Origin of the sequence: Moritella marina ATCC 15381 (assembly GCF_008931805.1) — a bacterium.
Taxonomy (GTDB): domain Bacteria; phylum Pseudomonadota; class Gammaproteobacteria; order Enterobacterales; family Moritellaceae; genus Moritella; species Moritella marina.
The window spans coordinates 1,289,946-1,304,264 of record NZ_CP044399.1 but is presented as its reverse complement, the minus strand read 5'-3'; the positions used below and the strand labels follow the sequence as shown (position 1 = coordinate 1,304,264).

Genomic DNA, 14,319 nt, shown 5'->3' with positions numbered 1-14,319 from the left:
TAACAAATCTTATCGAAAGCTCGTTAGTGACGATCTATCCACTCACTACGAAGCACCCCATACTTAATTGAGTCGTAGTATTCACCTTGGTAGTATCTCACCTTACGAATACAGGCCTCTTGTTTAAACCCCAATTTTTCTGCACAAGCCATCATACGTAGATTTCCAGACCACGTTGTTAGGCCTACTCGTTCAATATTTAATGTAGAAAATAGGTGAGTAACCCAATGTATTAATGCTTTATAACCTAACCCTTGCCCCCAATATTTGGGATCATAAATAACAACACCAGCCTCTAACCATCGTGTTGATTCACACTCCCAATAAAAACTAACCGAACCTACTGGTACGCCATTAACCATTATTGCTTGTGCTTTTTCACCCTCACATAAGTTTGAAAAAAGACCGTTTTTAAACTCAGTCAGTGTAGGCTTTGAGTAAGGAAAATATGGGCCGTTAAACTTTGTCCATAACTCATCACGTGTAATCAAATTATAAAATGGAGCAAGCTCATCGGGGCAAGTTGGTTTAAGTACTACATTTTCCATCCATGACCTTTTAATCTAATAAGTTAACAATAATAGCTATACAACTATTTGTATTTAAAATAAAAAACCAGCGTAACTGTCTTTTTTAATATATAAGAGCACTGCAGGAGGTCTGCTACTCTAAACTAAAGGGACATAATTGAGCTATACGGTTTTTACATTTACTCCGTTTGATCACCAAAACTCTCTATTATTTTGGTGCCACAAACGTCACATATTAGGTGCTTATCACGGAGGTCCATAAATGAAGCGGCTCGTCCAGCGCCCCAACCGGCAAAAAAAGCGGTCATAAACACTTTTATACGTTCTTTTTTGCTTTCAGGTCTAACTGCTGAATTCGAGATCATAAGTAAGTGATGATTTGTATCAGCTTTACATTGCTGGCAATACCTTGACACCAATGTTGATTCATTATTATTCATAAAGATCCTTTGTATTAGCTAAATCCGCAACGATAACCAATTATTTTTATTCCGTTTAAGCAGCATGTTATGAAGCTTTAACTCTATGTGCTTTAGGCATAACACTGCAATAAGCAGGTGTTGATTGCTTTGTTATATCCGTACTAAAACTGTCCTTAAACTAGGAAGTAACTAATAACAAAATGCTACCTAGAAATGCAGGTATTCCTGATATAAACATAACTAAACCAAATTGATAGTTCTGCCTTTTTTGTTCATGAAAGTCAGACTCAAAATCATGACCTGAAACCATTTTATTGGTTTTATTCGCTGCAGGATCTTGTGACCAATTACGACTTTGACTACTCCCCTCCCAAGTTAATCTAGCAACTCCCCAGATAATGATTACGATGAAAAAGAGGAAATCCATCAAACTTGTTGAGTTGAAAGCTGTCGTGTACTTAGAGAGAATAAACACAGTTAAAGCTGCTAATAGATTAGTAATAACAACTACTTTTAACAGATTTAGCATGGGCCTCATTCCTTAAACAGGCTTTTAGGATATAAATTCACGAATCCCATAGCACTATCTTTTTAAGAATTAAATAATAATAGAAATTATTATCACTTGTCTTTATATTAATATCAACAGCTTAAATTTATTTGTGCCTATTTAGAATAAATATATTTAGTTGATTAGATACAAGTCACTATAGGAGGGCGAACGGCTTAGGGTGACCCCCTAAGCTATTGATCATAAACGAACTGAAACAATAATATTTAACCTATGACAAGCACGCCATTTTGTACAAGGTAACCAGCAAAACCTGCCCAGCTTAGTGCTAGCAATGCCCAAGCTAATCGGCTTGCCCCTACTTGCTTGGGCTCAATTTCAACATTACTTTCTTGTTCTGCAGCCGCCGCATTCGCTCTTATTTTTTGTTTTTTCTGCTTATCAAGCTGGCGTGATTTGGCTTTATGTTGCTTCTTGTACTCAGCGATGCCCTTCTCGATACCGGCTGCGATCAATTTAGTCTGCTCGCGACTTTGACCTGGTTTTTTAATCCCGTTAGCGATACGAGTCGATTCAGCTTGTACTTCTGTTGATATTTTCTGTGTCATGGACATTTCACTCTCAATTCATTTATCTTGATGATAAATAACTCAAGTCTATGATGCAAGTTTACATTCCAAATCGCCTATGACCTATTTCTGGGAAATCGTACCTACATGTACTCTAAGGAATATGTTGAAAAATAATAAGTTCGACTTAGCATTATTGTTGTGAAGTGAGCAGACTCGTTATTCTTGCATTTCTTCATATTTACGTTTAATTACTTTATGACTATCTTCAGAGGCTCCTTGCTTCCAATAGCTACTGATGTAAAGATTATCTCTTTGCACATCTTTATCATTACGGAAATACTGACGTAGCTCGCGCATGACATTAAATTCGCAAGCGCACCAAACCATGACTCCACCCTCGAGCCATGTTAGCGTAAGTACCTTGTCTGTCATTGACGTTCCAGTAATCCAGTGTACTTCGATCCCTTTTGGTGCTTGCAATTGCTGAATATCTTGTTCCGATATAATTTTAATTACAGCATAACCTTGTGCATTATCTGGTAAATTTTTGAGCTTGATGGAAAGCGCTGGAAGAGCAGTCATATCAGCGGTTAAAAAGAACCAATCAGCTTCAGTATTGATACTTGAAATTTTCCCCGGACCTGCAATATTGATAGTATCTCCAGCCTCGGCAGATATAGCCCAGCGAGAAGCAAATCCACATTGTAAATCTTGAGTAATGTGACGAACGAAGTCGATCTCTATTATATCCAGCTCTGGAATAAATCGACGAATAGTATAAGTACGTGCAACAGGCCGCTCCTCTGCAGAAACTTCGTTAAGATTAGTACCTCCGGATCGATTAAATAATAGTTTGATGAAACGCCCTTCACTATCGCTTGGAAAAGCTGAAAGCGTATCGCTCTTTAACGTAATACGTTGCATGTTTGGTGTTATATTTTCAGTTTTTAAGACAACAAACAAGTTTGTCTGTGATTTATTTTTTTTCATAGTTAGTTACCATTAATGATTATTATTCAAAGTGACCGTTTATTTTACAAGTGAGGATTCCGGTATAATCACCGGGTAATCATCGGTAGGGTGTTTGCTGATGTAGACCGGCCAGCCATAGACATTGCTGATGAGCTTACGAGTAAGAGCCTCCCAAGGGGTTCCGTCGGCCTGTATTTTACCTTTATTGATAATGACAAGACGATCAGCATATTGAGCAGCAAGATTTAGATCATGCAGCACCACAATTACCGCCCCACCAGATTTTGCGATCTCACGAGCAACTTGTAGTGTTTGGTGCTGATGAGCAATATCTAACGCTGAAGTCGGTTCATCAAGCATTAGTATACATTGCTCGCCAGCTTTACTTAGTTGGGTAAGAACTCGGGCAAAATGAACCCGTTGCTTTTCACCGCCTGAGAGTGTGGTATAAAGCTGGTTTTTAAGAGAGTACACACCTACAAGCTTCATTTTCTCGGTGGCGATAGCTTTAGTTTGCACGTTAGAAAGTTGTAGCGGTAGACTACCGAGCTCAGTGACTTCCTGAGCGGTAAAAGCAAAACTTAAAGAGCTGTGTTGGGGAAGCACTCCTAAGTGCTTAGCTAGAATGATTGGTTTTATGTCTTTTCGCGCCCTGCCAAAAACTTTAACTTTTCCACCCGTGTCGATTTCACCACACAAAACTTTGAGTAAGGAACTTTTGCCTGCGCCATTTGGACCTAACAGAGCAGTGACCTCTCCGCTTGCAATCTTTAGGTTAAAGTTGTCGAGTAGTTGTTTGCCACCTAAATTCAGATTAAGGTTTTCGGCCTCGATAGCACAATGAGCTGTATTATCTTCAGATACAATCATGACATTCGTCCTTTTTGTTTGATAAGTAAAAAGATAAAGAATGGGGCTCCGAGGATAGCAGTGATAATACCGACCGGTATTTCTGCTGGTGCCGCAATAACTCGGGCCAGCATATCTGCAACTAATAGAATAAGTGAACCGAGTATCGCGGATAAAGGGATCAATGCTTTGTGATTAGGCCCGATAAGCATCCTCCCTAGGTGCGGAATGATCAGACCGATGAACCCAATAACACCCGTTAGGGAAACGGTGACACCAACACCAGCAGCACAAAGCAGAATCAGGTTTCGTTTGAATCGTTGTACATTAACCCCCATGTGTCTTGCTTCAGCTTCGCCTAAAAGGAAGGCATTTAATCCATTAGCATTACGATTGAGTAATAATAGTAAGATAGCCAGGGTAACGTAAGCAAGAATGATCCCTGACCATGTGGCTCCAGCCAAAGAGCCCATGCTCCAAAGTGACAAGTCACGTAATGCTTGATCGTCGGCGTAATAGTTCATTAACCCGTTCATAGCACCTGACAGTGCGCCGATAGCAACACCGGCCAATAACATAAACATCACTGATGTACCGGTTTTGTCGGTACCAAGGCGATAAACAAGATAAGTACTCGCTGCGCCACCGAAGAAAGCGAAAATAGGTACGGTACCCAACGTCAACAATAATGGATACGTACTAGCCAAAGGCGCAAAAAGAACAATCGCGATTGCTGCGCCTAAACTAGCCCCGCCAGAAACACCAATGATGCCCGGATCAGCGAGGGGATTACGAAACAGTCCCTGCATTACGGTGCCGCAAAGAGCGAGAATAGCCCCTACAGCAATACATAATAGGGTTCTGGGTAAACGGATTTGATTAATAACTAGTTCTATATGTGTAGGCAGTTCAAATTGCCAAGGTAACAGTGCCTTTATACTGTCAGTTAAGCTGATAGATATCGGTCCAACAACTACCGATGTGATAATCGCGAGTGTAAGTAACGCTAGGCCGAGCGTAAACACGAGGCTAAGAGGTGCGCGTTGGTGTTGCGTAGTTCTAAATTGCATATATAACCGTATAGTTGTTTGGTATTAGTCTACATATTGACGTCTTAACGCCTAAAGGAAGGCGGAATCAGGGCAGAAAAACTGCCCTGGTTATCTTATAATTTAGCAATCATGAGCATGCCATCACCAATCGGAAGCAGCGTAGATTGGACTCTTGGATCTGCGGCTAATTTATCGTTAAGCTGTCGCAGTGCGGTAATATCATCATCAATACGTTCAGGGTCGGCGACGGTACCTTTCCATAATACGTTATCAATAATAATGGTTCCGCCAGGTTTCAGCAGCTGATAGGCTTTTTCAAAATAGCTGTCGTAACTTATCTTATCGGCATCAATAAAGGCCATATCGAATGTACTTATATTGTCACTATCAATAAGATCTGACAGGGTTTGGTTGGCATTTCCCAGTCGAAGTGAAATCTTATGGTCGATATTCGCTTTGATCCAGAACTCTTTCGCTATCGCAGTCCACTCTTCGCTTATATCACACGCAACAATTCGCGTATCATCCGGAACAGAACGTGCCATAACAGTAGAACTGTAACCAGTGAAAACACCAATTTCGAGTATTTTTTTAGGTTTGATAAGTGCAAGTAATGTGCGGAAAAACTGAGCCTGATCCGGTGATATCATCATACGTCGGCCAGTTTTCTGATAGGTGAGCTCTCTTAACTCTTTTAATAGATCGTCATCTTGGTTGTTGTGTTTACTGATGTATTGATTGAGTTGATCGTCAAATTTCAAATATTTCATTGTTGGTTTCCATATACTTCGGTGAATAGTTTTTTTGCTGTATTTAGCGTATTAATACCAAGATTGGTATGTGCAATTGGGATCATGGTTATTCTTTTATTTTTACCTGCAGGTGTTGCGGCTATCGCTGTAATCCCAAAGAAACGATCGCGACCGGCTTGCCCTTTACCAGCGAGCGCCTTATCCACGGTGATGAGTAAATCAGGATTAGCAATGATGACAGATTCGGGAGTCATCGGTTTCATTCCCTTAAAACCTGCCGCGTTGACAATACCTGCCATCGTTAATAAACGATCAACGGCGGTATTTTCTCCAGCCATAAGCAAGCTATCTTTACCGAACAAAAAGAGCGCTTTTTGCGGTGTGTTAATTGTCTGCTTTAATATCGTTAATTCGTTTGATTGTTTTTCTAATCGTGCGATAAGCTCAGCACCTTGCTCCTTTTTATCAAGGGCTAACGCGATTAACTTTATCTGCTGTTTAAGATCAGCAAGAGAAATAGCCTGTTTGAGAATCAAGGTTGTGACACTAGCTTGCTCTAGTTGACTGTTAAGTTTTCGATTCAAATACTTATCATCACTAATAAACAACGTTGGACCAAGTGATAAAATACCTTCAATAGAAAGGTTGCTCGGGTGGCCTAATACAGCAATGGCCTTTGCCTGTTCTGGCGAGGTACTGGTTTTATCAGCACCGATAACTTGCTCGCCAGCACCAAGCTCAAAAACAATCTCGGTGATATGACTACCTGAGATGATAATACGTTCGTCAGCATTGGCTAACTGGGCAAACAGAAACTGCCAAGCGATCAATAGCATGCCGATTAACTTTAAATTCTTCATTCATATTTCCTAATAAAAGCCTTCACTATTTAAGCAAGGTCTGATTAATTAAAAGTTATAAGAGAGGTCGATATTGAGGCTTCGTCCTTCTTCATAGTATTCCGCTTTAGTGTCAGCTCGGCTGTTGTTTTGCAGCGCGTAGGCTTCGTCGAATAGATTCGAAACAGACATAGACAGGGTCATATCCTGAAGCTGAGCGGGAATGTATTCAGCGTACAAATCGACAGTTGTCCATGCTGACACACTTTGGCGCTCATCCTCAGGAATAGTCACCGTATCGCCATTTCTATCAATTTGAGTTGTTGGTACGCGGTGACGCTTAAGTGCGTGAGTTGCTTTACCGCTAAGACGCCATTCGTCACTAAGTTGATTTTCAATACTGACAACAAACTTGTCCGAGGGCATATCAGACAAGTATTCACCTGTTGTTAGATCTTCACCAATTGTCATGCCATAAGAGGCCGATACATCCCAGTTTTCATAACGATATTGAGTCAGAATTTCACCGCCACGGAGTCGAATCTCATCTCGGTTGACTTTGACCCCGTCCTTATACGCCGGATCTGTGTAGTCAGTGCCAATATAGTCTTTGATGTCATTTTGGAAAACATTGATTTTGGCCAATAGGTTATCATCATGCGTGATGACAGAGCCGCTGTTAAATGTGAAACCGATCTCTTTGTTTTGCGAGCGTTCAGATTTTAGGTTAGGATTAGGCTTGAACCCCCGTCCAGATGTAAATAGTTCGGATAAACCAGGCGCTGTTAATGCTTCATCATAGGCTACAAACAAGTTTAGTTTCTCGTTAATCTCTTGGTTAAGACGCAATCCTGTTGACAATTGGTTTTCTGTACGTCCGTCACGTAATAGCGCTTCGCCCTCGAATTCAGCATTGCTTGATTCGACGTAGAACTCATCGTAGCGAAGGCTTGGAATCAGCGTAAAACCATTACCTAGGAGCATCTGAGCATTAAGCCAGCTGGCTAGCTGATGTGATTTCGCTGAAGGTTCACTTTGCGCCGATTCATCGACCCAAGAACCATTGTCAAGAGTACCGACCTCACCGTCGTGAGTAGTAAAATGACCTGATAAGCCATAGTGGAGTAAAGTTTCCTCAAATGGACCGTTTAGCAAGCTATTATTGGTAAGCATAAACCCGTAGGAATCATCGGCTATTTTCTGTGTATCCGAAGTAGTCGCCTTGGTTTCGTCAGTGTATTCGCGCGTATAAGTATCAACTTGGTTTATATACACATTGGCATTAAAATCGAGGAAATCGCTATTCGAGCCTTGGTTGCTATAATTTAACACCGCACTAGTATAATCACGCGTGTTATAACCGTAATCTTGGCGAACCTGATCCCATTCAGAATTATCCATATAGACACTTAGTCCAATATATTCAGAAGGCGACAAATCATATCCAGACTTAAATAGATAAGACTGATTTTCTCCGCCCGTTTTGTAATAGCTATCTTTACCATCACGTTGATAGCCACCACCAATACTGTATGGGTCATGTGAACTATCTGAAGCAGAAAGCAACCAATCAAACCCGTTGTTCAACCCATAAATAGTAGCTGACAGATCTTGTTGATTATTATTGCTTCTAAAGCCACTATTAACTAACGCACCGAATGAAGCGTCAGGTTTAAGCAGATCATAAGCAGATATGAATTCTAATTTGACAGCACCTGCAGCTGCTCCAGATGATGTTCCATTCGTTACTGTCGCACTTTTAAGAAGGTTGGGATTTATCGCCCAGCTCCCTCTTTTTGAGTGTGAGTAAGTTTGTCTTGCACCATCAATTGTTACATTTGCATGATCTTGACCCAAACCTCGAATAGAAATACTTTTTACATCGCCACTTGGACCGCCTGTGACTTCAACATTAGGCGAATATTTGAACACGTCCGTTACGTTTTGCGCATTTATACTACGAATTTCATCTTGAAGAATTACATCGTTCGACTGAGTCGTATCTGACTCACTATCAATACTAGATGTAATAACCGTCACATTATCTAAGTTTAAAAATGATGTATCAGTTTTTGCTTGAGCAGCACTACAGAGCAAGGCAGTGCAAACTGCGAATGAAATTTTACTTCTTTGCATTATATTTCCCTTTACCAAAATAATTATGATAATGATTATCACTTCGATAATCATTATCATAATAAACATGTGGAATAAATGTGGAAATAAATAACGAGAAAGGAAGAGATGCCATGAAAGCGGCAACACTTAATATAACAAGTCAAAATATTACTTTACTGATAGACATACCGAGTGAGGAGTGGCTTACTGCCCCCTGACAGAGCCGTACGTACGGTCTAATATACAGTTAAGGCTAACTATATAATTGATTATATTGATATTAATTAATAGACCAAGTTAATAAATTCACACCATAAAGTGTATGGTAAATCGATGGATATACCCGTAAGTTGCTTTGTCTTGATGATAAATAACTCAAACCATAACAGTTACATTTTAGTCTGTATAGAAAGCACTTTCCATCTGATGCCCCTCACCTCAATATATCTGATATTAAGATGTACATGACTTAAATTGATGGCTAACACGACTTTTAGATTTGAGTGAATGGCAGGTATTACAAAAGTAATTGGTCGCACCACACGCCTGTAGCTTTTCAAGCTCTGCATTACAGTCAGGGCAAAAGCTTATCTTTTTGTAATCCTGATTGCAGCTAACGCAATGATACAGCCCTGCTTTCCAAGCAAGTGGCTCATGGCATTGATTACAGTTGTTCTCATTTGAATTAGTGTTACTCATGTTGAAATTCCCAGTGATATTGTGATGTGTGATTCCTTTCGATATCGATCGATAATCGTGAAAAAGACTTCATTGTACCCATAAAGAAATAGCTTTAATATAAAAAGGGGTTATAGCCTAAGCTACAACCCCTTTGAATAACATCTTTAACTAAACCGTTAACGAAACATGCATTAAAGCAGTATTAGTGGAATGGGAAGAAGTAGTTCATCCACGACGCCATACGTAACAAGACTTTGCGCATAATAGCCACATGCTCAAAATGCGTAGAGTAAATAGCCGTTTGACCATACGCGCCACCCATCATTACATCGCTGTATTGTGCAAAACGCGGATCATCAATTTCAAATAACACTGGAATACGACCAGGGAAACGTGCCGTTTGCACAGAAATTAACGTGCCCGATGCTTGAATTTGGCCTTCTGGAATAGCCGGAATAGCGCCAACAACCTTCGCGCTAAATACTTTACCTGGTAGACCATCAAAGATCACTTCTGCTTTAGAGCCTTTTTCAAGACGCAGCATACTGTTTTGACGATACCAACCAACAAGCATTTTATCCCCTTTATGCTTAAATACCATCACAGGTCGCAGCGGTAAGCTCACAGCACGCATGCCTGGGCGTAATGCTTGTTGCACTACATAACCATCGGTAGGTGCTCGCACAGTTGTACTATCTAGATCGAATAGTGCTAATTCGCGTTTAGCTGTTAAATCATCAACTTGTCCACGGGTAAGATCTACATCACGTTGTTTACCAATACCTTTACGGTACAGCTCTTTCGCACGTTTAAAGTCTGACGTTGCCACAACGAGGTTCGCTTCAATTGAATCAAGCTTATCTTGGAATGGTTTTGGGTCTAACTTGAAAAGCACATCACCTTTCATTAACAATTGATTTGCTTCAACCGGCACTTCAATGACATTACCATTAACCGCTGGCACAATCGGGGTTGTTACATAGTATTCACGGCTAATTTCTGAAAACGGATGATTGTAGTTCATGGTAAATACCAGACCACCAATCAAGATAATGCCACCAAGCACAGCCGTTGGGACACTCCATTTATTCAGTGGGATCTTAAATATTTTAAAGATAGCGATACAAAAAGCGGTATACGTTAATATGAGTAATAAATCCATTATTCACTGCCTCCTTCTAACGTATTAAGACGTTGTTTAACTTCAGTTAGTTCTAATTCTAACTTTTCGATATGGTCTTTACTTGAATGCCCATCAGAGAATCCCCAACCACGGTCGGTGCGGTATAAAGTTGCCCAAATCCATAGGAATGGCCAGAGTACATGCAAGGTGAATAGACTTACCCAGCCTGCAACATGAATAGCATCTTGATGAGGATGATTTCGGTGAACTGCAATTTCATAGGGAATATCATGTATAACGATAACACCATAAAACAGCACAATAGCAACAAACACCAGTATTCCTAGTGCAACGTATTCCAACATAATTAACTCCTTTAACCGTTCAGAAACGTTCTTACTTCATGTAAGACTTCTTGTAATGAGTGATAGCCTATCATTAAACCTGACATTAAGCTTACTATTAAACCTGCTATTAAACATAGGTAAAACAATAATATAATTAACGCTATAAGCTTCAATGATAGACTATTTCAAACGAAAATAAGGAAATTAACCGTTACCAGTACTACCAGTCTTGGTTAATAACGACTTAACCATTCATCCGTTGTAAAATACGCTTTATAAAATCTTTCAGTTTGGGTTTATTATCTGCCGAAAAACCAATTGGTCGACACGCTGTTACCGCCGCTAAACCAATACGCGCTGTATACACACCTGCACCAACACCTTGGCTCAAACGTGCCCCAGAGATTCCCGCTAAGCTAGTAGTACCAAATTCTTGTAGCATCTCATCAAGGGCAAGTTCACTCACACCGATTAAGGCTAAATAACGCATTACGCTTTTCAATAACTTGTAACGATTCGCCAACGAAGGACGCATACCGTATACCTGCCCTACTTCATCAATCATTTTCATGCTGCGCCACAAGGCTAATAGCATATCAACGGCTGCCCACGGGCTCGCAGCAACAACAACACCTGTTTGCACACTGTATTTTGATACTCGGCGTAACGCTTCTTTATCTAATGGTGCTAAAAAAACATTCTCAAGATGCGCCATGGCTTCTTTATCACTGCTGTAGTCCGGCATAGTTTTAATGCTTTTAGCCAGCAAAGGTGACTGTGGTTTATCTTGGTAAAACTGCGATAACTTGGTCATTAAAGCCTTAGCTTGACCAACATCATTCGTCGTTTTAAGTTCTTCAGCTTTATCTTGAATACCCGCTAACGCCGCCATATTTTCTTTATCAGCCATAAAGCTAAATACGCTGCGTAATGCCAACATAGCAACAATAATAACTAAGCCAGCAAAGCCTGCTGCCGCGATCCAATGAAACGCTAACACGCTTTGAAAAATACTGTAAATTTGCCATAACGACATCACGCCCAAAATACTTGCAACGCCAATAAAAAATGACTTCAACCCTTTAATCGGTAACGCTTCAAGTGTTAAACCACGATAAGTATCATCGACTGTATCCTCTGCAGTAATCGAGGCAGGCACTTGGCTCAAATCATTATCAAGATCGGGCATAAATATTTTCGCTTCACGGCTCGCAGTGGCAACACCATCATCGGCTTGCATATCGATGGTTTTACCTTGGCTACGTATCGCGTTATCTACTGTTTTTTTGTTCATAGGCATTTGTCCCCTACTAATTCATTTAAAATACTATCAATGCGAATGTGTGGTAATACATCTTGGTTACTAAACGACAACCCTTGTGGCGGATTTAACAAGGGTATTTGCCAATCTAAAAATGGCTGCCACTGCTGCCCTTCAGGTATACGCGTGGGTATGGTTGGATGAATATAACCAATCGGTTTACCATTCACACCACACCCAGCAATACCACGGTCGCCTTGATGTTTTATCTCTTTAGAAGAACGTACTGCAGCCGTGGCCTCACAAATTGGTTGCACGCCTTCATGCTGCGCACTTTTATAAGCTTGTTTGACAATCACGCCCAATAATTGCCGTACGGCATCGTGATCTTCACTCAATACCTGATCGATCTTAGTCGCTGCAAACACCACCTTGTCGATCTTAGGTCTGAATAATTGCGCGAATCTATTTTGGCTACCGTACGAAAAACTTTCAGTAATACTGGTTAAGGCCTGGCGCATATCATCAAGATACTCAGGCCCAGCGTTTAAGGTATTCACCACATCCACCAGCACTAACTGGCGATCTATACGACTAAAGAAATTCTTATAAAAAGGATCTACTAACTCTTTTACATAGCCTTGATAATTACGCTGACAGTGCTTGTAATAACTGTTTTCAGCGGCATCATTCAACGCGTCTTCACTGTATCTATGACAACCAAGTAACGGCACAAAGTTTAACAGTTCGCTATTTTCTACCGAACCAGGCAATAAGAAACGCCCAGGTTGGATCAAACTTAAACTACTGTGCTTATATTTACAGTCATGTAAAAACTGCACAAACTTGCCGTTTAGCGATTTCAATACACTTTCGTCTACAGCCGATAACGGATCTAACTGACTTAATTCGTCAAATAAAGGTCCCATTAACTCACGTCGCGGCGATGCTTGGTATTGTCCTTGGCACTGTTCACTCCAACGCGCAAAACTCATTTCACGTAACGGTAAATCGAGTAACCATTCACCCGGATAATCACGAATTTCGAGGAACAAAGAAAACTGCTCTGCCTTTAATGGATTTAAGCGTCGTCCAGCACGGGATAATCTCAATTCCAGTAAACAGCCACTACTGTCTGTCGTTGACGCAGGCCACTTGGCTGGTGCTTGTGTCAGGCTCTGGTAATTCTTTGCATACGGGAATACTGGAATATTGGTATCTGCTAACGGGTGCATTTTCACGCCGAGCAGACGCTCACTCAATACCGGTGAAAAACCTGCTAAGCTGGCTTTTTCATGATGCATTAATTGATTAATTAAACTGGTGATAAAGGTCGATTTACCACTTTTACTCAAGCCTGTTATACCGATACAAAAATAACGGTTCTGTAGCTTAGCAATACTCGCCAGCCCATCTTCTTTAAGGGATGTTGCTTTGCGGGATGCTTTATTCATTAATTTGGAAAACTTTTTGTCTGAGTCTCGCATATACCTACTTCATATATTAAAAGGAAGGAGCACTTTATTATTACAAACAGGCTAACTGTTACTATTAACAATTAGTTTACTATAGATAAGAAGTATACCCAAACAAGCTGAATGACAGATGAATCAAACACACATTTCGTTATATTTAATTCATCGATTAATAAGGCTCATTAGGAATACACGATAAGAAAATGAGTCATCTTATAGCTTAATTGAAACTGAACTGAGATAGGCTGCAATATCCACCATATCGGTATCAGAAAGATTGGCAACAACAGGCTGCATCATCACTGACTGCGCGCCGCTACGTGTATTTGATTTGAACCCGTGCAATTGACGCACAGTGTAAATACCGAAATTACCCGCTATTGCCGGACCAATGTCTGAACCGGATAAGTCAGCACCATGACAACTCATGCAAGGGATAGTTTTTCCTCCTCCGGTTTGAACTAGGTTTTTACCACGCTCAATACTGCCCACAGGCACATAGCTAATAAACTCACTTACTGGTGCGCGCTTATGTACCAATTCTTTATCAACGGGGACTTCGATAATACGATTATTAATTGGCTCTTGCGATGGCTTAGTAGTATCAATTTGACGCATTCTGGTATTATCAACATACGTACCCGCAACAGTCTCGACTTCCTTCACCGTAATAAATTGCTGCGCAGGTAGACTTGCAAACCATGTTGATGCCTCAACCATCTCCGCCTCTGTCATCAAGGCTGCCATACGATTCATGTGGCCGCTATAATCAACACGTTCTCCCGATGCAAACGCCTTTAGTTGCTCAGTCATAT

16 protein-coding genes are annotated in these 14,319 nt (G+C 40.6%); all 16 read right to left on the bottom strand.

Features of this window, described 5'->3' with window-relative positions:
• Positions 1 to 23 precede the first annotated feature (23 nt).
• The 16 genes from FR932_RS05870 to FR932_RS21615 all read right to left on the bottom strand — a co-directional run bounded on the left by FR932_RS05870 (position 24) and on the right by FR932_RS21615 (position 14,317).
• Positions 24 to 548 carry a GNAT family N-acetyltransferase gene (locus FR932_RS05870; protein WP_019439775.1) on the bottom strand — a complete coding sequence of 175 codons (525 nt, stop codon included), beginning with the start codon at positions 546 to 548 and terminating at the stop codon, positions 24 to 26.
• A 161-nt stretch (positions 549 to 709) separates the two neighbouring features.
• Positions 710 to 970 (bottom strand): hypothetical protein, encoded by a 261-nt coding sequence (locus FR932_RS05865; protein WP_019439776.1) that lies wholly within the window; start codon positions 968 to 970, stop codon positions 710 to 712.
• A 160-nt stretch (positions 971 to 1,130) separates the two neighbouring features.
• Positions 1,131 to 1,481 (bottom strand): hypothetical protein, encoded by a 351-nt coding sequence (locus tag FR932_RS05860; protein WP_019439777.1) that lies wholly within the window; start codon positions 1,479 to 1,481, stop codon positions 1,131 to 1,133.
• 248 nt (positions 1,482 to 1,729) lie between these two features.
• Complete coding sequence (locus FR932_RS05855; RefSeq protein ID WP_019439778.1) at positions 1,730 to 2,071, bottom strand: DUF2956 domain-containing protein; 342 nt, start codon at positions 2,069 to 2,071, stop codon at positions 1,730 to 1,732.
• A gap of 180 nt (positions 2,072 to 2,251) precedes the next feature.
• Entirely contained in the window at positions 2,252 to 3,025 is a 774-nt protein-coding gene (locus tag FR932_RS05850; protein ID WP_019439779.1) for a siderophore-interacting protein, read from the bottom strand.
• 39 nt (positions 3,026 to 3,064) lie between these two features.
• A complete protein-coding gene (locus FR932_RS05845; RefSeq protein WP_019439780.1) occupies positions 3,065 to 3,877 on the bottom strand; it encodes a heme ABC transporter ATP-binding protein in 813 nt (270 codons plus the stop codon).
• Positions 3,874 to 4,926 (bottom strand): FecCD family ABC transporter permease, encoded by a 1,053-nt coding sequence (locus FR932_RS05840; RefSeq protein WP_019439781.1) that lies wholly within the window; start codon positions 4,924 to 4,926, stop codon positions 3,874 to 3,876. The genes FR932_RS05845 and FR932_RS05840 overlap by 4 nt, the downstream gene beginning before the upstream one ends.
• A 95-nt stretch (positions 4,927 to 5,021) precedes the next feature.
• The gene (locus tag FR932_RS05835) at positions 5,022 to 5,678 is read right to left on the bottom strand and encodes an O-methyltransferase (RefSeq protein WP_019439782.1); all 657 of its coding nucleotides are present in this window, start codon (positions 5,676 to 5,678) and stop codon (positions 5,022 to 5,024) included.
• A complete protein-coding gene (locus tag FR932_RS05830; RefSeq protein ID WP_019439783.1) occupies positions 5,675 to 6,520 on the bottom strand; it encodes a heme/hemin ABC transporter substrate-binding protein in 846 nt (281 codons plus the stop codon). The genes FR932_RS05835 and FR932_RS05830 overlap by 4 nt, the downstream gene beginning before the upstream one ends.
• Before the next feature lie 48 nt (positions 6,521 to 6,568).
• On the bottom strand, positions 6,569 to 8,635 hold the full coding sequence (locus FR932_RS05825; protein WP_019439784.1) for a TonB-dependent receptor domain-containing protein: 2,067 nt from the start codon (positions 8,633 to 8,635) through the stop codon (positions 6,569 to 6,571).
• A 435-nt stretch (positions 8,636 to 9,070) separates the two neighbouring features.
• A complete protein-coding gene (locus FR932_RS05820) occupies positions 9,071 to 9,316 on the bottom strand; it encodes a zinc ribbon domain-containing protein (protein WP_081588303.1) in 246 nt (81 codons plus the stop codon).
• A 184-nt stretch (positions 9,317 to 9,500) separates the two neighbouring features.
• Positions 9,501 to 10,460, bottom strand: a complete 960-nt coding sequence (locus FR932_RS05815; RefSeq protein ID WP_019439786.1) for an HlyD family secretion protein — start codon at positions 10,458 to 10,460, stop codon at positions 9,501 to 9,503.
• Entirely contained in the window at positions 10,460 to 10,786 is a 327-nt protein-coding gene (locus FR932_RS05810) for a DUF3302 domain-containing protein (protein ID WP_019439787.1), read from the bottom strand. Before FR932_RS05810 ends, FR932_RS05815 begins: the two co-directional genes overlap by 1 nt.
• Before the next feature lie 226 nt (positions 10,787 to 11,012).
• Positions 11,013 to 12,062 carry a TIGR01620 family protein gene (locus FR932_RS05805; protein ID WP_240532341.1) on the bottom strand — a complete coding sequence of 350 codons (1,050 nt, stop codon included), beginning with the start codon at positions 12,060 to 12,062 and terminating at the stop codon, positions 11,013 to 11,015.
• Entirely contained in the window at positions 12,059 to 13,483 is a 1,425-nt protein-coding gene (locus tag FR932_RS05800; RefSeq protein WP_019439789.1) for a YcjX family GTP-binding protein, read from the bottom strand. The genes FR932_RS05805 and FR932_RS05800 overlap by 4 nt, the downstream gene beginning before the upstream one ends.
• A 234-nt stretch (positions 13,484 to 13,717) precedes the next feature.
• Positions 13,718 to 14,317: a c-type cytochrome gene (locus tag FR932_RS21615; RefSeq protein ID WP_240532342.1), complete on the bottom strand. Its 600-nt coding sequence runs from the start codon at positions 14,315 to 14,317 to the stop codon at positions 13,718 to 13,720.
• Between the last annotated feature and the right edge of the window lie 2 nt (positions 14,318 to 14,319).